The sequence below is a fragment of the Streptomyces sp. NPDC102279 genome (genome assembly GCF_044766365.1).
In the GTDB taxonomy this organism is placed as follows: domain Bacteria; phylum Actinomycetota; class Actinomycetes; order Streptomycetales; family Streptomycetaceae; genus Streptomyces.
Genome location: NZ_JBIWLU010000002.1, coordinates 280,053 through 301,191, shown reverse-complemented (window position 1 = coordinate 301,191; position 21,139 = coordinate 280,053). Strand labels below are relative to the sequence as shown.

19 protein-coding genes are annotated in these 21,139 nt (G+C 72.0%); 12 read left to right on the top strand and 7 right to left on the bottom strand.

All coding sequences use genetic code 11. The features are described from left to right. The first annotated feature begins 388 nt into the window (after positions 1–388). From ACIRQH_RS04875 to ACIRQH_RS04850, 6 genes are all read left to right on the top strand, one after another. The gene (locus ACIRQH_RS04875) at positions 389–1,228 is read left to right on the top strand and encodes an SDR family oxidoreductase (RefSeq protein WP_388877045.1); all 840 of its coding nucleotides are present in this window, start codon (positions 389–391) and stop codon (positions 1,226–1,228) included. A gap of 48 nt (positions 1,229–1,276) precedes the next feature. Further along, entirely contained in the window at positions 1,277–2,767 is a 1,491-nt protein-coding gene (locus tag ACIRQH_RS04870; RefSeq protein ID WP_404224248.1) for a cytochrome ubiquinol oxidase subunit I, read from the top strand. After that, a complete protein-coding gene (locus tag ACIRQH_RS04865) occupies positions 2,764–3,807 on the top strand; it encodes a cytochrome d ubiquinol oxidase subunit II (protein WP_388877051.1) in 1,044 nt (347 codons plus the stop codon). Before ACIRQH_RS04870 ends, ACIRQH_RS04865 begins: the two co-directional genes overlap by 4 nt. A gap of 62 nt (positions 3,808–3,869) precedes the next feature. Next, a complete protein-coding gene (locus ACIRQH_RS04860; protein ID WP_388877053.1) occupies positions 3,870–5,648 on the top strand; it encodes a cation:proton antiporter in 1,779 nt (592 codons plus the stop codon). Beyond that, positions 5,639–6,595, top strand: a complete 957-nt coding sequence (locus tag ACIRQH_RS04855) for a DUF389 domain-containing protein (protein ID WP_388931526.1) — start codon at positions 5,639–5,641, stop codon at positions 6,593–6,595. The genes ACIRQH_RS04860 and ACIRQH_RS04855 overlap by 10 nt, the downstream gene beginning before the upstream one ends. Positions 6,596–6,667: 72 nt before the next feature. Next, a complete protein-coding gene (locus tag ACIRQH_RS04850) occupies positions 6,668–7,651 on the top strand; it encodes an aldo/keto reductase (RefSeq protein WP_404224245.1) in 984 nt (327 codons plus the stop codon). A 28-nt stretch (positions 7,652–7,679) separates the two neighbouring features. On the opposite strand, the gene ACIRQH_RS04845 is transcribed toward ACIRQH_RS04850, so the two are convergent. Next, positions 7,680–8,366 (bottom strand): DUF2238 domain-containing protein, encoded by a 687-nt coding sequence (locus ACIRQH_RS04845; protein WP_404224243.1) that lies wholly within the window; start codon positions 8,364–8,366, stop codon positions 7,680–7,682. A 224-nt stretch (positions 8,367–8,590) separates the two neighbouring features. On the opposite strand from ACIRQH_RS04845, the gene ACIRQH_RS04840 reads away from it, so the two are divergent. Next, positions 8,591–9,325: a TetR/AcrR family transcriptional regulator gene (locus ACIRQH_RS04840; RefSeq protein ID WP_404224241.1), complete on the top strand. Its 735-nt coding sequence runs from the start codon at positions 8,591–8,593 to the stop codon at positions 9,323–9,325. Between the two features lie 76 nt (positions 9,326–9,401). After that, on the top strand, positions 9,402–10,553 hold the full coding sequence (locus tag ACIRQH_RS04835) for an FAD-dependent oxidoreductase (RefSeq protein WP_404224239.1): 1,152 nt from the start codon (positions 9,402–9,404) through the stop codon (positions 10,551–10,553). A gap of 151 nt (positions 10,554–10,704) precedes the next feature. On the opposite strand, the gene ACIRQH_RS04830 is transcribed toward ACIRQH_RS04835, so the two are convergent. After that, complete coding sequence (locus tag ACIRQH_RS04830; RefSeq protein WP_404224237.1) at positions 10,705–11,733, bottom strand: hypothetical protein; 1,029 nt, start codon at positions 11,731–11,733, stop codon at positions 10,705–10,707. A 252-nt stretch (positions 11,734–11,985) separates the two neighbouring features. Between ACIRQH_RS04830 and tgmA the strand changes: the two genes are divergently transcribed. Both tgmA and tgmB read left to right on the top strand, forming a co-directional pair. Next, positions 11,986–12,177 (top strand): putative ATP-grasp-modified RiPP, encoded by a 192-nt coding sequence (gene tgmA / locus ACIRQH_RS04825; protein WP_164372190.1) that lies wholly within the window; start codon positions 11,986–11,988, stop codon positions 12,175–12,177. 13 nt (positions 12,178–12,190) lie between these two features. Next, entirely contained in the window at positions 12,191–13,147 is a 957-nt protein-coding gene (gene tgmB, locus ACIRQH_RS04820; protein WP_358815941.1) for an ATP-grasp ribosomal peptide maturase, read from the top strand. A 41-nt stretch (positions 13,148–13,188) separates the two neighbouring features. On the opposite strand, the gene ACIRQH_RS04815 is transcribed toward tgmB, so the two are convergent. Beyond that, complete coding sequence (locus tag ACIRQH_RS04815) at positions 13,189–14,883, bottom strand: serine/threonine-protein kinase (protein ID WP_404224235.1); 1,695 nt, start codon at positions 14,881–14,883, stop codon at positions 13,189–13,191. A gap of 434 nt (positions 14,884–15,317) precedes the next feature. On the opposite strand from ACIRQH_RS04815, the gene ACIRQH_RS04810 reads away from it, so the two are divergent. Together ACIRQH_RS04810 and ACIRQH_RS04805 are read left to right on the top strand one after the other, a co-directional pair. Further along, a complete protein-coding gene (locus ACIRQH_RS04810) occupies positions 15,318–16,766 on the top strand; it encodes a serine hydrolase domain-containing protein (protein WP_404224233.1) in 1,449 nt (482 codons plus the stop codon). A 157-nt stretch (positions 16,767–16,923) separates the two neighbouring features. Beyond that, on the top strand, positions 16,924–17,409 hold the full coding sequence (locus tag ACIRQH_RS04805; protein WP_388877078.1) for a hypothetical protein: 486 nt from the start codon (positions 16,924–16,926) through the stop codon (positions 17,407–17,409). Here the strand turns inward: ACIRQH_RS04805 and ACIRQH_RS04800 are convergent. The 4 genes from ACIRQH_RS04800 to ACIRQH_RS04785 all read right to left on the bottom strand — a co-directional run bounded on the left by ACIRQH_RS04800 (position 17,394) and on the right by ACIRQH_RS04785 (position 21,135). Then, positions 17,394–17,609: a hypothetical protein gene (locus ACIRQH_RS04800; protein WP_358815945.1), complete on the bottom strand. Its 216-nt coding sequence runs from the start codon at positions 17,607–17,609 to the stop codon at positions 17,394–17,396. The two genes, ACIRQH_RS04805 and ACIRQH_RS04800, sit on opposite strands and share 16 nt — an antisense overlap. A 63-nt stretch (positions 17,610–17,672) precedes the next feature. Next, positions 17,673–18,023: a UBP-type zinc finger domain-containing protein gene (locus ACIRQH_RS04795; protein WP_358815946.1), complete on the bottom strand. Its 351-nt coding sequence runs from the start codon at positions 18,021–18,023 to the stop codon at positions 17,673–17,675. Next, positions 18,020–19,462, bottom strand: a complete 1,443-nt coding sequence (locus ACIRQH_RS04790) for an ATP-binding protein (protein WP_388877082.1) — start codon at positions 19,460–19,462, stop codon at positions 18,020–18,022. The genes ACIRQH_RS04795 and ACIRQH_RS04790 overlap by 4 nt, the downstream gene beginning before the upstream one ends. Then, a complete protein-coding gene (locus ACIRQH_RS04785) occupies positions 19,459–21,135 on the bottom strand; it encodes an FAD-dependent oxidoreductase (protein WP_388877085.1) in 1,677 nt (558 codons plus the stop codon). Before ACIRQH_RS04785 ends, ACIRQH_RS04790 begins: the two co-directional genes overlap by 4 nt. Positions 21,136–21,139: the final 4 nt, after the last annotated feature.

Below are 21,139 nucleotides of genomic sequence, written 5' to 3'. Positions count from 1 at the left end.
AGGTCTGAACCAGAGGCGTCAAGAGATGAAACAAGGAACCGTTCGAAATTGAAGGAGTGCACGAGGAGTTGAAGGGCTCCGAGGGGCGAGGTTCGGCCAACTCGACCCGGTTCAACGGGTATTCATCCCTCGGGCGCGATGGGGTCGTGTCCCGCGGTTCACTTCTTGAAGCGCGTCCGCGCCGACGGTCGCGACAGGACCGACGCGCCGATCACATCGGGAGGCCCGAGCGCGCCACGCCCCCGCGGACGGTCGCACACGACGCCGCGCCGTTGCGCCGCCGGAGGGACCCCGTTACTCCCAACGGCCGAGCCGGGCGAGTCCGCCCTCTCCGGCCACCCTGCGGGGTGGTTCCCTGCCACGGCGAACCGACGAACGGGAGACGGCAGTGACCTCAGGCGTGGACAGCGGTCGGCAGCTTGCGGCGTTGCCGCTCCTACGGGGCCAGAAGGCCCTGGTGACCGGGGCGAACTCCGGCATCGGACTGGCCACGGCGATCGCGCTGGGCCGCGCGGGCGCCGACGTCGTCGTCAACTACGTGTCCGGACAGGACGCGGCCGAGGACGTCGTCCGGCAGATCCAGGCCTTCGGCGTACGGGCCTTCGCGCACGAGGCGGACGTCTCCGACGAGGGCCAGGTCGTCGGCATGTTCGCGCGCACGCTGGAGGAGTTCGGCACCATCGACATCCTGGTCGCCAACGCCGGACTGCAACGGGACGCCCCGGTCACGGAGATGACCATGGCGCAGTGGCACGAGGTCATCGACGTGAACCTCACCGGCCAGTTCCTCTGCGCCAGGGAGGCCGCCAAGGAGTTCCTGCGGCGCGGCGTCGTGCCGGACGTCTCCCGCTCCGCCGGGAAGATCGTATGCATGAGCTCGGTGCACCAGATCATCCCGTGGTCCGGCCACCTGAACTACGCCGCCTCCAAGGGTGGCGTCCTGATGCTGATGCAGACCCTCGCGCAGGAACTCGGTCCCCGGGGCATCCGCGTCAACGCGGTCGCGCCCGGCGCCATCAAGACCCCGATCAACCGCAGCGCCTGGGACACCCCGGAGGCCGAGCAGGAACTCCTCCGGCTGATCCCCTACCGGCGGGTCGGCGACCCCGAGGACATCGCCACCGCGGTGACGGTACTGGCCTCCGACCTCATGGACTACGTGGTCGGCACCACCCTGTTCGTCGACGGCGGTATGACCCTCTTCCCCGGCTTCGCCACCGGCGGCTGAGACGGCGGCCCGGCACCTCCCACCGTCGTCACCAGCCGATAGGCCAGCATGAACAAGGCATTGACCCTCCTGGCGGACGGCCCCGCGCAACTCCTCCCCGCGCGCGAGCTGATGGCTTTTACCCTGGCCACCCACATCATCATCGTGCCGCTCGGCGTGGCCCTGCCGTTCATCACGCTCGTGATGCATCACCGGGCCCTGCGCAGGAACGACCCCGTCGCGCTGCTGCTCGCCCGGCGCTGGTCCGCGGTCATGGCCGTGCAGTTCGCCGTCGGCATCGTCACCGGCACCGTGCTGTCCTTCGAGTTCGGACTGCTGTGGCCGAAGATGATGGGCACCTGGGGCGACGTCTTCGGCCTCGGATTCGGAGTGGAGGCGTGGGCGTTCTTCCTGGAGGCCGTCCTCATCGCCATCTACCTCTACGGCTGGCGGCGCCTCAAGGCGTGGCCCCACTTCTGGCTCGCCACCCCGCTGCCGCTCGCCGCGCTGCTCGGAGCCTTCGGCATCATCAGCGCGAACTCGTGGATGAACACCCCGCAGGGCTTCCGGCTCGACTCCCAGGGCAGGCCCACCGACGTCGACATCCGCTCGGCCGTGTTCACCCCGATGTTCGGCCCCCAGTACTGGCACTTCGTCGTCGCGATGTTCCTGACGGCGGGCTACGTGGTGGCAGGCGTGTACGCGGTCGGCTGGCTGCGGGGGCGCCGGGACCGGTACCACCGGCTCGGGTTCTGCGTGCCGTTCACCGTGGCGGCGATCCTCACCCCGGTGCAGTTCTTCCTCGGCGACAACATCACCCGGCAGGTCTACCAGAAGCAGCCGGTGAAGTTCGCCGCCGCGGAACTGGTCTGGAAGACGGACACCCACGTCCCCGAGTACCTCTTCGGCCGGCTCCACTCCGACGGCAGTGTCACCGGAGGCATCAAGGTCCCGCAGTTGGACTCGATCCTGGCGGGCGGAAGCCCCGGCACCAAGGTGAACGGGCTGACGACGGTGCCGGCCGCGGACCGGCCCACACCCACCCAGGCCACCATCGTGCACTGGACGTTCGACATCATGGCCGGCATCGGCAGTGTGCTGATCCTCCTCGCGCTCTGGTACGGCTGGTGCTGGCTCCGCCGCCGCGACCTGCCCCGCTCGGTCTGGTTCTTCCGTTGCGCGGCGCTCGCGGGCGTGGCCAGCGTGGTGACCGTCGAATGCGGATGGATCACCACCGAAGTGGGCCGCCAGCCCTGGATCGTCTACCAGCACATGCGGGTCTCGGACGCGGTGACGTCCACCCCGGCCGCCTCGCTGTGGACCATGTTCGGGATCGTGGTGGTCGTCTACGTGCTCATGTTCGGCGCGTTCCTGGGGATCATCCTCAAGATGAGCCGGCGGTGGCGGCTCGCGGGTACGGACCCGGGGGCCGGGGCCGGGGCCGGGCACGACCCGGAACTCGACACGCCGTACGGGCCCCGCCGGGAGACGGTCGAGGCGACCCAGGGCGCCGGCGCCGCGCCACCAAAGTCCCGCCCTGAGCGGGGAGACACCCGATGACCGCCACGGTGGCCGCCTGGATCCTGCTCCTCGCGACAGCGGCCTACGCCTGCGGCGGCGGCGTCGACTACGGGGCCGGGTTCTGGGACCTGACCGCGGGAGGCACCCGGCGGGGGAGCCGGCCGCGCGGCCTGATCGACCACGCGATGGAGCCGGTCTGGGAGGTCAACAACGTCTGGCTGATCTTCGTCCTCGTCCTCATGTGGACCGGCTTCCCCGCCTTCTTCGAGGCGGTGTTCAGCTCGATGTGGCTGCCGCTCGCCCTCGCCGCCGTCGGGCTCGTGCTGCGCGGAGCCGGGTTCGCCCTGCGCAAGCCCAGCCGGCGCCCGGCACAACGCCGGTTCTTCGGGGCCGTGTTCGCCCTCGCCTCGCTGCTCACCCCGTTCTTCCTGGGCGCGGCGGTCGGCGGGGTCGCCACGGGCAGGGCAGCCCCGGGGACGACGGCCTCGGCTCATGTCTGGGCCAGTACGACCTCCGTCGTCGCCGGGCTCCTCGCCGTCGCGGCCACCGCGTTCCTCGGAGCCGTCTTCCTCACGGCGGACGCCCACCGCTTCGACGCCCCCGACATGGTCGTGTACTTCCGGCGCCGCGCCTGGTGCAGCCTCGCCGCCGTCGCCGTACTGGCCCTCATCGGACTCGCCGAGACCCGCGACCACACCACGTACGTGTACGACCGCCTCACCCACGGCCTGGGGCTGCTGCTGGTCATCCTCGCGGCGGCCGCCGCGGCGGCCACGGCCTGGCTGGTCGCCGGACGGGCCGCGGGCTGGGCCCGCTTCACCTCGGTGGCCGCCGTGGCGCTGGTGATCGCCGGCTGGGGCGCCGCTCAGCGGCCCTACCTGGTGCCGACGTCCCTCACGGTCCAGCAGGCTGCCGGCGCGCCGGCGTCGCTGCAGTGGCTGCTGATCGTCACGGCCGTCGCGGCCGTCCTGGTGGGACCCGCCCTGGTGGTGCTGTACCGCCTGGACACCCGCGGTCTGCTCGAGGCCCAGACCGACGCGGACGTCGAGGGCGGCGCCCGGCCGTCCGGCGAGAGCTGACCGGCCGTCCCACGACCCCGAGGAATCGACCGCCGGTCCAGCCGACCGGCCAGGAGGCTGCCGTGACGGACAATCAGGTGCTGGAAGGCCTGGGACTGATCGTCGTCCTGGCCGTCGGCTCCCAGCTGCTGGCGAGCCGGCTCCGCATTCCCGCCCTGATCGTCCTGCTGCCGGTCGGCTTCGCCGCGGGCGCCCTCACCGACGTCGTCAACCCGAACAACCTGCTGGGCGAAGCCTTCTCGCCGATGGTCTCGCTCGCCGTCGCGGTGATCCTCTACGAGGCCGGGCTGGGCCTGGACATCCGCAGACTGCACGGGCACATGCGGCGCGTGGTCGTACGGCTGATCTGGCTGGGCGCGCTGATCACCTGGGCCGGCGCGGCCGTGCTCGCCGTGCCGCTGCTCGGCATGTCGAGGAGCGCGGCCGTCATGCTCGGCGTGATCCTCGTCGTCTCGGGCCCCACGGTCGTCGGCCCCCTGCTCAACTTCGTGCGCCCGACCGAGCGGCTGCAGCGGATCCTGATCTGGGAGGGATCCCTGATCGACGCCGTCGGAGGCATCCTCGGGGCGCTCGTCTTCCACGCCGTCGTCGCCGACGACGGCAGGGGCCTGGCCGGCAAGGTCGGCCAGTTCGCGGCGAGTTCGGCCATCGGACTCGCCGGGGGAGCCGTCGGGGCCGGAGTGCTGTGGCTGCTCCTGCGCCGGCTGAACCTGGGCGAGGTGCTCGGCACCACCGTGCAGTTGGCCGCCGCGGTGGGAGTGGCCGCCGCCTGCGACGCGATCCGGGACGACACCGGGCTCATCGCCGCGGTGGTGATGGGCATGGCCCTGGCCAACCTGCCGGGCGTGAACCTCCCCGCGCGCCGCCCGTTCCTGGAGACCCTGGTGTCGCTGATCATCGGGCTGCTGTTCATCTCCATCTCCGCCACGGTCACACCGTCCTCCCTGCGGCACGTCGTCCTGCCGACCCTCGTCCTCGTCGCCGCGCTCGTCCTGGTGGTCAGACCGCTCGTCGCGTTCGTGTCCACGGTCGGGACGGACGTCCCGCGCGGTGAGCGGGTGTTCATCGGCTGGATGGCCCCCCGCGGCATCGTCGCCGCGGCCACCGCCTCGACCTTCTCCGCCACCCTGGTCGCCGGTCACGTCGGCGGAGCCCAGAAGATCCTGCCCGCCACGTTCCTGGTCATCGTCACCACGGTCACGCTGTACGGGCTGAGCGCCCACCCCGTCGCCCGTCGGCTCGGCGTGCTGCGGCCCGCGCGCGCCCGTCCCCTGCTCGTGGGCGGGGACCCCTGGGCGGTGGACCTCGGACGGGCCCTGCGGACGGCGGGACTCGACGTGTTGATGTGGGCGGGACTGGAGCGGCAGCGCGATCTGATCCGTGCCGCCGGGCTGCCGCTCGCGTCGGGTGAACTGCTCGCCGCCGCCACCGGCGAGGGCGCCGAACTCGAAGGGATCACCGGCGTGCTGCTGCTCACCGAGGAGGACGACTTCAACGCGCTGGCCGCGGCGAACCTGAGCGGCACGGTCGACGGGTTCGTCCACCGGCTCGGGCCGCCCAGCTCGAGTCACGGCGTGGTCGCGCCGTACACCCCCGGCGACACGCTCTTCGGACGGGGACTGAGCAGACCGGAACTGGGCCGCCGCTACGAGGCGGGCGCCCGGATCGTGTGCCGCCCGGCCGGCGAGGGCGTCCCGGACGGCCACGCGCTGCTGTTCCTCGTGCGACCCGACGGACGGCTCGACCCGGTCACGGGGACGCGCACCCCCCGACCGGGGGCAGGCGACACCGCGGTTCTGCTCGGTCCGCCCGCGTCCGGGGAGGTCCGCGCATGGACATGATCCACGTACGGATGGTGAGTCCCGCCGAGCTGACCGACGCCGTGGTCGCGCTCCTCGCGGCCGACCCGTGCGTCCTCAACCTCGTCGTGCAGCCCGGCATCGCCCGGCACCCTGACGGCGACGCCCTCGCCTGCGACGTGCTGACCGGGGGCGCGAACGGTCTGCTGCGCAAACTGCGGGACCTGCGCCTCGACGAGCGGGGTTCGATCGTCATCGAACCCGTCGACATGGCCCTGTCGGGACGGGCCGCGCGGGAGGCCGGGACCCACCCGCTGGGGGCGCTGTCCAGGGCACCGGTCTGGGAGGAGGTGGAGGCCCGCATCCGGGCGCAGGGCACCTACGCGCCGAGTTTCTACCTCTATCTCGTGGTCGCCGGACTCATCGGCGCCGTCGGGATCGTCACCAACTCGCAGATCCTCATCGTCGCGGCCATGGTCGTCGGCCCCGAGTACGGGGCCATCGTCAGCGTCGCGCTGGGCATCGACCGGCGTTCGGGCCCGCGGATCCGCAAGGGGCTGACCGCGCTGCTGGCCGGGTTCCTGCTGGCCATCGTGGCGACCTTCCTCTTCGCGCTGGTGATCCGCGGATGCGGCCTGGAGTCCACGGCGTTCGCCAAGGGGGTGCGGCCCGTGTCCAGCCTCATCGACACACCCGACTTCTTCTCCATCGCGGTCGCCACCCTGGCCGGCATCGTGGGCATCGTGTCGCTGACCGAGGCGCGCACGAGCGCGCTCCTCGGCGTCTTCATCTCCGTGACCACCATCCCCGCGGCCGCCGACTTCAGTGTCTCCGCCGCCTTCGGCAGCTGGGCCGAGGCACGCGGATCGATCCTCCAACTCCTCATCAACGTGACGGTGTTGATCGTGGTCGGCGCGCTCACCCTCAGGAGCCAGCGAGCCATCTGGCGCCGGGTCGGGCGGCGGTACGCACGTGCCGCCACCGGGTGAGGGCGCCACCGGCGCGGGACGCGCGGAGTGGGAGCGTCCGGTCCGGCCGGGGGGAAGTGTCAGACTGACGCCATGGACGAGCGCGAATTCCCCAGGTCGGGTCAGCATGCTTCGGTCATCGGTCTCGGCACCTGGCAGCTGGGTGCCGACTGGGGCGAGGTGAGCGAGAAGGACGCCCTCACCGTGCTGGAGGCGGCGGCGGAGTCGGGGGTGACGTTCTTCGACACGGCCGACGTGTACGGCGACGGGCGCAGCGAGGAGACCATCGCGACGTTCCTGCGCGCCAGGCCGGACCTGCACGTCGAGGTCGCCACCAAGATGGGCCGCCGCGTCGACCAGGTCCCGGAGAGCTACGTCCTCGACAACTTCCGTGCCTGGAACGACCGTTCGCGCCGCAACCTCGGTGTCGACCGGATCGACCTGGTGCAGCTGCACTGCCCGCCGACGCCCGTGTACTCCTCGGACGCGGTCTACGACGCCCTCGACACCCTGGTCGAGGAGGAGCGGATCGCGGCGTACGGCGTGAGTGTCGAGACGTGTGCCGAGGCGCTGACAGCGATCGCCCGCCCGAACGTGGCGAGCGTGCAGATCATCCTCAACGCCTTCCGGATGAAGCCGCTCCGGGAGGTCCTCCCGGCCGCCAGGGAGGCGGGCGTCGGGATCATCGCCCGGGTTCCGCTCGCCTCCGGTCTGCTGTCCGGCAAGTACACCAAGGACACCGTCTTCGCGGCCGACGACCACCGGACGTACAACCGCCACGGCGAGGCCTTCGACCAGGGAGAGACCTTCTCCGGGGTCGACTTCGCCACAGGCGTGGAGGCGGCGGCCGAGTTCTCCGCGCTCGCCCCCGAGGGCTACACGCCCGCCCAACTGGCGCTGCGCTGGATCGTGCAGCAGCCCGGGGTGACCACGGTGATCCCCGGTGCGCGCTCCCCCGAGCAGGCGCGTCTCAACGCGACGGCGGCGAAGCTCCCCGAACTGTCGCGCGCGACGCTGGACGCCGTCGAGGAGCTGTACGAGCGACGGATCAAGGAGCAGGTCGAGGGGCGCTGGTAGCAGGCCGTTCCGTACCCGGCGGCGGACGTCAGGCCCTGGAGGGCCGCTCCGTCGCCGGGAGCGTGCCGAGCTGCCGGTCGTGCAGCCGGCTCAGCACCAGCACCGAGACGACCGCGCCGATCAGGGCACAGAACATGTCCCACTGGGTGTCCCACACATCGCCCTGCGTCGCCAGGAAGTCGTCCGCCGCGTGCCCGCCGATCACCGCCGCCGCCCACTCGAACAGCTCGAAGAGCGCGCTGAAGGCGAGACAGGCGCACACCGTCAGCGGCGCGAGCCACCGGCTGCCCCGCAGCGGTGACGTCCGGCTGAGCACCTCCCGCACCAGGACCGCCGGCACGAAGCCCTGCATCAGGTGCCCGAACCGGTCGTACGGATTGCGGTCGAGTCCGAGTCCGTCACGCACCCAGTCGCCCGGCGGTACCTGCGCGTAGGTCCAGTGGCCGCCCGCCGCGAGCACCAGCGCGTGCGCCGCGAGCAGACAGCAGAGCAGGTTCGTCAGCGGGAAGCGGCGCCAGGTCAGCAGCACCAGCGGCAGCCCGACGAGCACCCACACCGTCTCCAGCAGCCAGGTCGTCAGGTCGTGCGGACGCCACGCGGAGGCGGCCATGCCCAGCACCACCACGCCGACGAGCACGGCGGGGAGCGCGCGGCGCCGGGCGTGCTCCGGGGTGAGCGGGTGCCGGGAGGACGGGGCGAGAGCTGATCCGGGCATGAGCGGGCTCCTTGACTCAGGTGCTCCCATGGTCGGGGAGCGCCGGGGCGGGGACATGAGTACGGCTACTCACCGGCGCGCTGTGTACGCGAGGACGGCCTGCGCCGTCACGACGGGCGGATGCGACGCGTGTGATGCCACGCCTGCGATGCGACGCCATGAAAAATGGCGAACATGTTCGTGCCGAACTTGTTCGCAACGAACATGTTCGTTACCGTGGAGGAGTGACAGCACACCACGCCCCCCGCCCCAGCCGTCGTGAACGGCCCGCGAAGCCGGCCCTCACCAGGGACGGCATCGTCCGGACCGCCGTCGCGCTGATGCGTGCCGAAGGCCTCCAGCGTGTGACCATGCGCCGCCTGGCTCAGGAACTCGACACCGGCCCGGCCTCGCTCTACGTCTACGTGCGCAACACCGGGGAGCTGCACGCCGCCGTGCTCGACGACCTCCTCGCCGGGGTGGACCTGAGCCCGGTCCGCGGTGACGGTGACTGGCGTGACCGGCTCGTTCGAGTCCTCACCTCCTACACCGAGGTCCTGTTCGAGCACCCGGGGCTCGCCCGGTCCGCCCTGGTGGCCCGCCCCTGCGGCGAGCGCTACCTCGACCTGGTCGAGGCGCTGCTGTCCCTGCTCGACGAGGGCGGGGTCCCCGGGCCCCGGGCGGCCTGGGGCATCGACGCGCTGCTCCAGTTCGCCACCGCCACCGCGGCGGAGCACGCGGCGGGGGAGAAGGACCCGGCCGACAGCGAGGGCGAGTGGGCGGCGCTCTCCGCTGCGGTACGCGGCGCCTCCGCCGAACGGCATCCGCACATCGCGGAACTGGGCACCGACCTGCTCTCCGGACCGGGCGAGGCCCGCCTCCACTGGGGTCTGGAGGTCCTGATCAACGGCGTCCTGCACACACCCCGCCCGGGAGCGTCGGACGTGCCCGGCGCCCCGCCCGCGTCCGACACCCCGTGACCGCCGCCGGCCTCCGGACACGACCACTTCGCGGCGTCGCCCACGGTGACGCCCGCCCCAGCGCAAGGAGAAAGCCATGACGACCCTCCACCACCCCATCGCCGTGATCGGCGCCGGACTCGGCGGCCTCATGCTCGCCCGTGTCCTGCGCCTCAAGGGCATCGAGGCCGCCGTGTACGACCTCGACGCCTCGCCGACCGCCCGCCCCCAGGGCGGCATGCTCGACATGCACGAGGAGTCCGGACAGGCCGCGCTGCGCGCGGCGGGGCTCTACGACGCGTTCCGCGCGATCATCCACGCCGGCGGTGAGGCCACCCGCATCGTCGACAAGGACGGCACGCTCCTGCGCGAGGACTCCGGAGAGGACGGGCAGCGCCCGGAGGTCTCCCGGGGCGCCCTGCGCGACGTCCTGCTCGGCTCGCTGCCCGAGGGCACCGTCCGCTGGGGCGCCAAGGCCGCCGCCGTACGGACCCTCGACGGAGGACGTCACGAGGTGACGCTCGCCGACGGGAGCACCTTCACCGCGGACCTCCTGATCGGCGCCGACGGGGCCTGGTCCAGGGTGCGGCCGCTGCTCACCGACGCCACCCCGGTCTACGCGGGCCTGTCGTTCGTCGAGATGCACCTCGAAGACGCGGACACCCGGCACCCGAAGGGCGCGGCCGTGGTCGGCGGCGGTCTCCTGTTCGCGCTCGCCGACCGCAAGGGTTTCCTCGGCCACCGTGACCCGGACGGCTCCCTGCACGTCTACGCCGCCCTGCGGACCCCCGCGGACTGGGCGGTCTCGGGCCCGGTCGACTTCACCGACACCGAGGCGGCCAAGCGGAACCTGCTGGAGTACTTCGAGGGCTGGGACGACAGCCTGCGGTCCCTGGTCGCCGAGGCGGACGGCGCGCTCGTCGCCCGGCCGATCCACGCGCTGCCGGTCGGCGTGCGCTGGGCCCGGGTGCCCGGCGTCACCCTCCTCGGAGACGCCGCCCACCTGATGTCCCCGTTCGCCGGTGAGGGCGCCAACCTCGCGATGCTCGACGGCGCCGAACTCGCCCAGGCCATCGCCGCCCACCCGGACGACACCGAGAAGGCCCTGACCGCCTACGAGGAGGCGCTGTTCCCGCGTTCGGAGCAGGCGGCGGCCGAGTCCGCCGCGAACCTGGAGGTCTGCTTCGGCCCGGGCACCCCGCAGAGCCTGCTCGACCTCATGGACTCCTACGGCCCCGACGCCGGCTGACGTACACGGCACCGTGTGTGACGGACCATCATCCCGACGGGTGTGGCAACTCCTCGACACCCGGCGGTCGTCGGGCACCCGCCGGCGGGGCCTGCCGGAGTGAGCGCACGGCTGCGCCGGAGCCTCGCCCGGGCGGCCGTGCGGGGCCGGCTCAGTCCCGGGCCGCCGCCCCGCGCAGCGCCGTGATGGCGGTGCCGATCGCCTCCTGGAGTTCCTCCAGACGCTGCACCATGTCGTCCTCGTAGATGTCGTCGGCGTCGTCGAAGGTCAGCTCCTCGAAGACCTTCGTCGCCTTCTGCAGGCTGCTGTAGAACTTCGTCCGCCGCTCCTGGACGCGCAGTTCGGGGTCGGCCTCCACCGTCTCGACGACGAGGTTCTTCATCGTGTCGTACGCCTCGGTGGCCCACTCGCCCGAGTCCTCGCCGTCGTCGAGCTCGTCGAGGAGGGAGAGGTGCCGTTCGGCCTCGGAGCGGAGTTCGGCCGGGGCGTCGAGCGTCTGCCCGGCCGGCGTCCTGATCTGCCCCTTCTCCGCGATCTGGCGCACGTATCCGATGCGGTCGGCGGCCCTGTTCTCGGTGGCGACCGCCTTCTTCAGCTCTTCCGTGCGGGCGATGTCGCGGGCCAGCTCGGTCTGGAGGGCCGGATCCTCCTTCACCCGGTCCAGCAGCGCGGCCCGGGCCGCCTGGGCCGTGGACGGGTCGGCGAGGATGGCCGCCCGCAGCGCGGTCGGGTTCTCCGCCACCTCCAGCGCCTTCGTGGGACGGATGCCCTCGGCCTCCGCTGCCTCGGCGATCGCGGTGCCGCGCTCCGAGGCCGCACTGGAGCGGGAGACGTAGTACGAGGACCACACCTCGGCGTCCGGCAGCTCGATGTCCTCACCGGGCAGCAGGATCTCGAAGTGCGGGACCAGACCGTCGTCGGCGGCCCTGTCCCACGCCTTGTAGTAGCGCATGACCCGCTCCGGTGAGCATCCGGCGAGTTCGGCGAAGTCCTTCGCGGACACCTTGCGCGTCTCGTCCGCGGACTGACCGCCGGGGCGGACGCTGCGCGCGACCTTGAGCCCGAAGGCCCAGCCGCCGGTCCGCGCGTAGGCGCCGAAGTCGCGGGCGTCCCGCTCGACGGGGTTCGGAACGTCGGGGCGCACGACGAAATCTTCGGTCGGGGCGATGGCAACGGTCACCGGGAACTCTCCTGGGATGGTGGGGCGTTGATGTCACGGAGAATGAAGCATTGGCCCAAGCTCTGCGTGGGAATCAAGTAACCACGCGTAGAGCGGAACCAAGCGGACACCCAAGTAAATCCGAAACAAGTAAGCCAGAAACGACGCGATGTGATGGCCTTCACCCCGATGTGGCGGAAAGTGATGAATTCCTTACAGCTGTGTCCCGTACGGGTGGGTGCCGACCATCGTGCGACCGCGGGAGGATTTTTCGTGCGACCGTTCACTCTCAACTACGCCCTGCCCTCAGGGCAGTCGGCCGCAATACCCCCGTACCACTTCGACGCGGCCCTGCAACTGAACGTGCTGCCCGACGGCCGCCCGGCCGTCACCGATCGCGCGCTGCTGCTGGCGACGGGCACCACGACGTCGACGGCCGGTTCCCAGACGCACTTCGACGACTGACGGAAACGCGCGCATGACGGTTCTCATTCTCACGGCCGAGCAGGACGTCACCGCCGACATGGTGGTGGCCAAACTGCATGAGCGGGGCGTGCCCATGGTGCGCCTCGACCCTGCCGACCTGCCCGGCAAGGCGGTGCTCTCCGCCGACTACGCCCACGGTGACTTCGACGGCTACCTGTCGGTCAACGGCCATGTGCTGAGCATGGGAGGCCTGCGCTCCGTCTGGGTGCGCAGGCCGGGCGAGCCGGCGGCGCACGCCGCCGAGCCCTCCGCGTGGCTCACCGCCGAGACGCGGCAGGCCCTGTTCGGCATGCTCTACTCGGCCTCGACCCGCTGGATGAACCACCCGCGCCGCGCCGAACAGGCGCGGCACAAGCCCTGGCAGCTGCGGGTGGCGCACAGCAGCGGATTCGCGGTGCCGCCCACGGTCATCACGACCGCTCCCCGGGTGGCCCAGCAGTTCGTCCTGGAGTACCGGGACGTCGTGGTGAAGTCGGCCTCGGGGCCGCCGCCGGGCGAGCCCCGGGTGGCCCTGCCGACCACACTCGTCGGACCGGACACGGACTTCTCCGGCGTGGCGGCCGGCCCCGCACTGCTCCAGCGCTACATCCCCAAGCGGGCCGACATCCGGCTCACCGCTATCGGCAACCGGATCTTCGCGGCCCGCAAGACCGCCGAGCCCGGCCAGGTGGACGGCCGGTTCGGCGAGACGGGGAACGGCTGGGAGCCGCTCGCGGCGGTGCCCGAGCGCATCGCCCGCTCGGTCCACGACTACCTCGTCTTCACCGGACTCGCCTACGCGGCCTTCGACTTCGCCGAGGACGCGGACGGTGTGTGGTGGTTCCTGGAGTGCAACCAGGGCGGCCAGTTCGGCTTCGTCGAACTGGAGACCGGTCAGCCCATCGCCGAGGAGGTCGCGTTGTGGCTGGCGCTGCGAAGACCCGACTTCCGGATTCCGGAAGGACATTAAGAACACTGAGGACATTTACGTGAAACCCTGATGACGGTGTCTCAGCTCACCGGGGGCCGGAAGGACGTGAGCACGATGTCCAGGGCCCGCCGGTCCGCCGCCGTGCCCCGGTCGGCCGCGGGGGTCGTCCAGCGCAGCGAGAAGCCCCGGTGGCCGCCGAGGAGGAAACCACGGCCGAAGGTGCGCAGCCGCTCGTCCCCCGACCCCGAGTACCACTCCATGTCGGCGCCCTTCATACCGCGGTAGCTCACGGCCCGGATGGCGCCCACCCGTCGGTATCCGGCCGTGCCGGCGCGCAGGGCGGGCTCCAGGTCGCTCCACACGGCGACCGGGTCCGGACCGAGCTGTGTGCTGTACGTGACGGCCAGGGTGCGCGGGTCGCCGCTCGCGCCGAGGGTGACCCGGTACGAGAGATCGCCGGACGACTGGGTGTCCACGGGCTTCCATCCCCGGGGAAGGGCGACGGAGAAGCCCTGGGCCGCGCGATAGGTGGAGAAGCCGGCCGGCAGCTTCCCGGCGCCGCTGCCGGACGGCGAGGGTGAGGCCGTGGGAGCGCTTCCGGAGGGCGCGACGGGGGCGGTCGGGACCGGGCCGGGCGGCAGCGCGCCGGTGGAGCGCGAGGGCGCGGACGTGGATGCGGACGCGCCGGTGGTGTCCCCACCCGGCAGCCCGCCCACCACCGCGAGCACCGCGAGGACCGCGACCGTGGCGACCAGCGCCCCGCCCAGCAGCACGGGCCGGCCGGCTAGCCGACCTCCCCGTGCGCGCCCCGTCCGTCGCGCGTCCCCCTCCCGGTCCGGGACGTCACCACCGGGACCGAAGAACGCGGTCGGCGGCCCGGGCGCCTCGGACTCTTCGAGATCCTGGCGGAGGAAACGGGTCAGAGCCTCCCGCACGACGGCTTCCGGAATGCGTTCCACGGGGTCCCAGCGCAGCAGGCCCTGGACGGCTGGCGCGAGCGGACCGGCGCGCAGCGGCGCCCTGATCGGCAGCCGGTCCACAGCCCGGAGCGTCGCGTCCAGCCTGCCGCGGTCCCGGACGGCGGGCCGACCCTCGGCCATCGCGTACATCATCGCGCCCAGCGCCCACAGGTCGGCCGCCGCTGCGCCGCCCTCACCGCGGGCCTGTTCGGGGGAGGCGTACGCGGGCGCGGTGAGGCGTGGCGCGTCGTCGGACCCGCTCTGACCGAAGCCGGTCACCGTGACCGCGCCGAACTCGTCGGTCCACACCTGCCCCGGACCGAGTTCCCCGTGCGACAGGCCCTCGCCGTGGGCCGCCGCGAGGACATCGAGGACGCCGAGTCCGATGCGGGCCGCCCGGACGTGCCCGACGGGGCCGCCCGAGAGGAGCTCGGTCAGCGGGACACCAGGGGGCCGCTCCGTGACCGTCCACACGGAGCCGGGCTCCTCGATCACGTCGAGGACCGCGGCCACCCGGCCGGGACAGGCGGCGCCGAGAAGCCGGGCCGCGCGCAGGATGCGGTCGGCAACCCGCTCCCCGGTCTCCCCGCGTAGAGCGTCCCCGGTCTCCGCCTCCGCGGATCCTGCGGCGGACTGCTCGCGCACCGCGGCCCGTGCCGCCACGCGCGACCAGGTCAGGACGACCGGCCGGCACAGGGCGGAGTCCTGGCCGAGCCAGCAGGTCCGGCCCTCCTCGCGCAGGACGACTTCGAGCAGCAGGTATCTCCCGGCGACCAGCTCGCCCGCGGAGTCGTGCACCGTGACCACCATCGCCATCCCTCGCTGCTCACCCGGCTCTCACCTTTCCCGGAAGTACGCGAGAGGTGACGAAGAGTGTTCAACGCGGAGCGGGTCGAGATGCCTGTTTTTTCGCGGCTTCGCCGAAGTCGCGTGCGCGTACGAACAATTCAGGCCGCGGCTCCCGGGCCGTGCGCCGTACGATCTCCCGGCTCACGCGGGAGTTCACGCAGGGCTTCGCCGTCGCGGGAGAGTCCGGAACCCCGCGTCGGCGAGCACCCGCCGAACCGGCGCAGTCGTCAGAGGGACACGCGTCAGTCGTCGCTCACGGGGCGAGTGCTCCGGCCCTCCGTGCTCGCCGGCCATGGACACGGGAGAGGCGCCCGGGAAAGATGCCATCTGCACACAGTGTCTCCTCGTGGGCGCCGTGTGGCCGAGTCTTCCACCGCCCGAGCCGTTCGGAGGCCGCCCGTATGAGTGCCCGTCCGCTGCCTGTCAGCACGCCCGCCGAGCAGGGAGTCGACGCCAAAGGCATCGCCGCGTTCCTCGACGCCGTCGAGTCCGCCCCGGACATCGAGCCGCACAGCCTGATGATCCTGCGGCACGGGCACCTCGTCGCCTCCGGCTGGTGGGCCCCGTACACGCCCGAGCGCCTTCAGCTGCTCTACTCGCTCAGCAAGAGCTTCACATCCACGGCGGCCGGACTCGCCACGTCCGAGGGCCTGTTGGACCTCGACGAAACGGTGCTCTCGTACTTCCCCGAGTTCGACGCGGACATCACCGATCCGCGCAGCCGCGCGCTGCTCGTCCGGCACGTCGCCGCCATGGCCTCCGGGCATCTCGTCGACACCTGGGGGGACGCCGTCCTCCTCGACCCGAAGGAGACCGTCCGGGGTTTCCTGCTGATCCCGCCGGACCGCGAACCCGGGACGGTGTTCGCCTACAACCAGTCGGCCACCTACGCACTCGCGAGCATCGTCCAGCGGGTGACCGGCCAGTCGCTGACCGGGTACCTGCGGACGCGGCTGTTCGACCCGCTCGGCATCGCGGAGACGGCCTGGACACGGAACAGGGTGGGCCGCGAGATCGGCTTCAGCGGGATGTACGCCGCGACCGACGCGATCGCCCGCCTCGGGCAGCTGTATCTCGGCCAGGGCGTCTGGGAGGAGCGGCGGATCCTGCCGGCCTCATGGATCGCCGAGGCGACCCGCGCGCACGTCGCGACCGCGGACGGCAGCCCCGAGGGCGCCCGCTCGGACTGGCAGCAGGGATACGGGCTCCAGTTCTGGCGGTCACGGCACGGCTACCGGGGCGACGGCGCGTACGGGCAGTTCTGCGTCGTCCTGCCCGAGCACGACGCGGTGATCGCCACGACCGCGGCGACCGAGCAGTTGCAGGAACTGCTGCACCTGATGTGGCGGCACCTCCTGCCCGCATTCGGAACGGCGCCGCTGCCGCCCGGGGACCACGGTGAGGCCGACGAGGCACTGCGGCAGCGCCTCGCCCGGCTCGCCCTCCCGCCGGTCGACGCGGCCCCCGGGCCGGCCGGACAGGCCGGCGCCTGGTCGGACACCGCGTTCGTCCCGGCGGGCGGACACTGCGACGCGGTGCCGACCCTCACGCAGGTGCTCGTGGCCGACGGCGACCAGGGCCGGCGCGTCACGCTGGTGGAGGGCGACACGCGACTCGACCTGCGGCTGGGAACCGGCTGGACCCTCCAAGAGGGACCGGTGCCCACGGCGGTCTGCGGAGGCTGGACCGGCCCGGACACCCTGAGCGTCGACGTGCTGTTCGTGGAGACCCCGCACCGCCTGACCGTGACCTGCTCGCTCCCCGACCGCACGTTCACCGTGCGCTGGCACACGACCCCCCTGCACGCCCGGTCCCTGCACTCCCTCCGCGCACCCTCGTCCCCGGCGTGAACCGGCCATAGCGGAACGCCATGCCGCGCCACCCCTTCCGCCACAGGGCGAAGTCCACCACCATGCATATGCCGAGGGCCTGAGGCGCGATCGCGGGCCCCCGGCCCGTGCCCGACTCCGCTGCCGCAGGACGGAGCGGACGACCCCGGGGTGAGCCATGACGAACGCGACGTGGACCCAGAGTGTGGAGTGGCTCGCGGCCGCCGCGACGGACCCGAAGGTGTGCAAACGCGAGTGGGACCGGGGGAGCGGCGGAGTACTCCTGGAAGCGGGGCGCTACTGGGACGTGCTCAGCGTCCCCGAGCCGCTCGGCCTGGTCGCCCTCGACATCCTGTGGTGTGATCCGGACATACCTCCGGGCCCCACCCTGCTCGACGTCGCGGCCCACCGCGTCGGGTTCTTCCTGCCCCCCGACCCGGCCAGCCGATGGGTGGGCGCCGGCCTGCGGCACCTCGGCAAGGGGACCTGGGTGGCCGTACCGCCGCCCTACCGGTCCGCCGGGCCGCTGGAGTGGGTCATTCCGCCGGACGGAACCGGCGCGCTGCATCCTGCCCTGCCCCTGGAACTGGCGCTCCGCCAGGCCAACGGCACCCTCGCCGTGCTGGCGCCCCGGACCGGCGGCCGCCGCTATCCGCCCCCGTAGAAGTGCGCCTGACCGCCACGCCACTTGACCCAGGCCGGATCGTCCAGCAGATCCTCGGCGTCCGGCAGCCCGGCCCGGCTGAGGAACTCCAGCAGATCCTCGTCCGAGAACGCCACGCCGAGGCTCTCGCCGCGCGCGGTCACCTGACGGCCGCTGGTGTTCAGGGCCGGATGCACGACCAAAGGAGCCCGTCCGGACATACTTCCAGGATCGTCCTCCACGCCGCGCCGCGCATCCGGACGGGCGAACCTCGGGCACGGGACTCAGCGCAGGGTCTCGGCCCAGTTCGCCGGGACCCGCCCGGCCGGGCCCGGAGTGGGCTGGTCCAGCGGGTGGCTCGCCGGCGGAGCGAGCTCGGGACCCGAGTCGTACAGCTCCGAGGTGTCGTAGTCCCAGAACCAGTTCTCGCCGGGCTCGAAGCTCTGGATGACCGGGTGCCCGGTGCTCTGAGAGTGCGAGGTGGCGTGCTTGGACGGGGAGTCGTCGCAGCAGCCGACGTGACCGCACTGGGCGCAGCGCCGCAGATGGAACCACCATCCGCCGGACGCGTCGCACTCGGTGCAGCCGCTGCCGCTCGGCGGGACGGACGGGTCGATTCCGTTCGGCGTGGTCATGGCGACTCCTCAGTGGTGTCCGAAACGGTCAGGGGGAGGCGGACCTGGAAGCGGGTGTCTCCGGGCACGGACTGGACCGACAGGCTGCCGTGGTGCTTGTTGGCGACGATCCGCCAGGAGATGTCCAGGCCCAGACCGGTACCCTCACCCACCGGTTTGGTGGTGAAGAACGGGTCGAAGATGCGGTCACGGATCTCGTCGGGCACCCCGGAGCCGGTGTCGTGGAACTCGACGAGCACGTTGTCGCCGTCGAGCGCGGTGCGCACCGTCAGCTTGCCCTCGCCGTCCATCGCCGAGACGGCGTTGTCGATGAGGTTCGTCCACACCTGGTTCAACTCGCCGGGATAGGCGGGGATCCGGGGCAGCGACCGGTCGTACTCCTTGGCCACCTTGATGCCGGAACCCATCTTGCCGGTGAGCATCATCAGGGTGCTGTCGAGGAGTTCGTGCACGTCGGCGACCTGGTAGGGCGCGCGGTCCATCTGCGAGTACTGCTTGGCCGCGTCCACCAGGTGCGAGATACGGCTGGTCGAGTCCTCGATCTCGTTCATGAGCAGCTCGGTCTCGACCGTGTAGTTCAGCCAGCGCACCGCGCCTTCGAGGGTCGGCCCGTCCACCGCCGCCGCGACCTGGTCGAGCCAGTCGGTGTCGAGCCCCGCCTGCACGAACGTCGGCGCCAGCTGCCAGCCGCCCGCGATGTCGTGGTCGTCGAGCCAGTCGGCGAGCGCGTCCTCACGGTCGGACGCCTCCATCGGGGTCAGCGGCGTGGCCTTGGCGACCTGCTCGGCGGTCCGTTCCTGGATCTCGACGAGCGTCTCCAGCGTGTCCCGGGCGTAGGGTCCCGACGCGATGACGCCGAGTTTCTGACGCATGTGCGCCACCCGGTCACGCAGCGCCGAGGTGGCCCGCACCGCCGCCGCGGCCGGGTTGTTCAGCTCGTGCGTGAGCCCCGCGGACAGCGAGCCGAGGGCCAGGAGCCGCTCGCGCTGTCCGATGGCGCGCTGGGTGTTCTGGCTGCCGAAGAACATGCCCTCCAGCAGGTGGACGGCCATCGGGAACCAGTCCCGCAGGATGGCGGCGAACGTCTCCGAGGGCAGGACGAAGAACCGGGACGGCTCGGTGACCCGCAGGGACCCCTTGTACAGCTCCTCGTTCCGGCCGCTCAGATACGCCTGCATCGCCCCCGCGTACACCCCGCGCTGCGAGGTCCGGTTGATCTCGACGTCGTCGGCGCCGACGCGCCGGGACATCACCACGGTGCCTTCGAGGAGCACGTAGAAGCAGGTGGCCGGGTCGCCCTCGGCGTAGACCGGTCCGGGTTCGAACAACTCGACGCGGCCCTCCCGGCACAGCCGGTCGAGCTGGTCGTCGTCGAGCTTCTCGAAGAGGAAGAGCGTGCTGAGTTCCGCGACGTCGCACGGCTGCTGCTGCGCGCTCACGACTGCTCCAGGTAACGGTGGACGAGCATGACGGCCATGGCTCCCTCTCCGACCGCGGACGCGACCCGCTTCGCCGACTCGGCGCGGGCGTCGCCGGCCACGAACACGCCGGGCACGTTGGTCTCCAGGTGGTACGGCGGCCGGTCCAGTTCCCAGCCGCGCGGCGGCTGGCCGTCGGGCGTCATGTCCGGGCCTGCCATGATGAATCCGCGGCTGTCCCGCAGCACCGTGCCGTCCAGCCAGCCGGTGAGCGGCGCCGCGCCGATGAACACGAACAACCACTGCGCGTCGACGAGTTCGGTGTGGCCGCTCTCCACGTCGCGCAGCGTGAGCTGCTCCAGGTGGTCGCCGCCGTGCGCGGACTCGACGACCGTGCCCGGGCGGACGGTGATGTTGGGCGCGTTGTCGATCTGCTCGATCAGGTAGTGCGACATCGACGCGGCCAGCGAGGGACCGCGCACCAGGATGGTCACGGACTTGGCGCCGCGCGCCAGGTACATCGCGGCCTGTCCGGCCGAGTTCGCGCCGCCCACGATGTACACGTCATGGCCCTGGCAGGCCGCCGCCTCGGTGAGCGCCGAGCCGTAGAACACTCCGCAGCCCGTCAGGTCGTGCAGCCCGGGCGCGTCCAGCTGCCGGTACGACACGCCGGTCGCCAGGATCACCGCGTGCGACGAGATCGAGGAGCCGTCGGAGAAGCGGATGGTCCGCGACGCGCCGGTCACCTCCAGTCCGGTCACCTCACGCGCGGTGAGGATCTCGGCGCCGAACTTGGCCGCCTGCCGCCGCGCCCGGTCGGTGAGCTGGGCGCCGGAGACGCCGTCGGGGAAGCCGAGGTAGTTCTCGATCCGGGAGCTCTGACCCGCCTGCCCGCCGGTCGCCGACCGCTCCACGAGCACGGTCCGCAGGCCCTCGGACGCCCCGTACACGGCCGAGCCGAGCCCGGCCGGACCACCGCCGATCACGACGAGGTCGTAGAACTCCGAGGTGGGTGTCGTGGCCAGCCCGACGTGCGCCGCGATGTCGTGGTCGTCCGGCTCGACCAGCGGCGTGCCGTCCGGGGTGATCACCAGGGGCAGCCGCTGCCCGTCCTGCCCGGCGGCCTTCAGCAGGCGCTCGCCCTCGGCGGTGTCGGAGGCGTACCAGCGGTACGGCACCTGGTTGCGGGCCAGGAACTCCCGTACGCCCGAGGAGCGGGCCGACCAGCGGTGCCCGACGACCTTGCAGGACGCCACGGGCTTGTAGTCGCTGAGCCGCCAGGCGTCCAGGAGGTCGTCGACCACCGGATAGAGCTTCTCCTCCGGCGGGTCCCAGGGCTTGAGCAGGTAGTGGTCGAGGTCGATCACGTTGATCGCGTCGATCGCCGCGTTCGTGTCCGCGTACGCGGTCAGCAGCACACGACGGGCACCCGGATACACGTCGATGGCCTGTTCGAGGAACTCGATGCCGTCCATCTGCGGCATCCGGTAGTCGGCGAGGATCACCGCCACCTGGTCACCGCGGAGCTTCAGCTCGCGCAGGGCGTCGAGGGCGGCGTCCCCGGACTCGGCGCGCACGATGCGGTGCTCCTCGCCGTAGCGCCGCCTGAGGTCACGGGCGACGGCGCGCGACACCCCGGGATCGTCATCGACGGTCAGAATGACGGTCCGCGCTGGACTGGCGGCCTGGGTCATTGGT

What these genes read in the sequence shown, in the direction of transcription:
- ACIRQH_RS04865 (WP_388877051.1), top strand. Translation starts at nt 2,764, where the DNA reads ATGACCGCCACGGTGGCCGCCTGGATCCTGCTCCTCGCGACAGCGGCC.
- ACIRQH_RS04845 (WP_404224243.1), bottom strand. Translation starts at nt 8,366, where the DNA reads ATGCCCGGATCAGCTCTCGCCCCGTCCTCCCGGCACCCGCTCACCCCG.
- ACIRQH_RS04810 (WP_404224233.1), top strand. Translation starts at nt 15,318, where the DNA reads ATGAGTGCCCGTCCGCTGCCTGTCAGCACGCCCGCCGAGCAGGGAGTC.
- tgmB (WP_358815941.1), top strand. Translation starts at nt 12,191, where the DNA reads ATGACGGTTCTCATTCTCACGGCCGAGCAGGACGTCACCGCCGACATG.
- ACIRQH_RS04870 (WP_404224248.1), top strand. Translation starts at nt 1,277, where the DNA reads ATGAACAAGGCATTGACCCTCCTGGCGGACGGCCCCGCGCAACTCCTC.
- ACIRQH_RS04850 (WP_404224245.1), top strand. Translation starts at nt 6,668, where the DNA reads ATGGACGAGCGCGAATTCCCCAGGTCGGGTCAGCATGCTTCGGTCATC.
- ACIRQH_RS04815 (WP_404224235.1), bottom strand. Translation starts at nt 14,883, where the DNA reads ATGGCGATGGTGGTCACGGTGCACGACTCCGCGGGCGAGCTGGTCGCC.
- ACIRQH_RS04785 (WP_388877085.1), bottom strand. Translation starts at nt 21,135, where the DNA reads ATGACCCAGGCCGCCAGTCCAGCGCGGACCGTCATTCTGACCGTCGAT.
- ACIRQH_RS04855 (WP_388931526.1), top strand. Translation starts at nt 5,639, where the DNA reads ATGGACATGATCCACGTACGGATGGTGAGTCCCGCCGAGCTGACCGAC.
- ACIRQH_RS04795 (WP_358815946.1), bottom strand. Translation starts at nt 18,023, where the DNA reads ATGACCACGCCGAACGGAATCGACCCGTCCGTCCCGCCGAGCGGCAGC.
- ACIRQH_RS04835 (WP_404224239.1), top strand. Translation starts at nt 9,402, where the DNA reads ATGACGACCCTCCACCACCCCATCGCCGTGATCGGCGCCGGACTCGGC.
- ACIRQH_RS04800 (WP_358815945.1), bottom strand. Translation starts at nt 17,609, where the DNA reads ATGTCCGGACGGGCTCCTTTGGTCGTGCATCCGGCCCTGAACACCAGC.
- ACIRQH_RS04805 (WP_388877078.1), top strand. Translation starts at nt 16,924, where the DNA reads ATGACGAACGCGACGTGGACCCAGAGTGTGGAGTGGCTCGCGGCCGCC.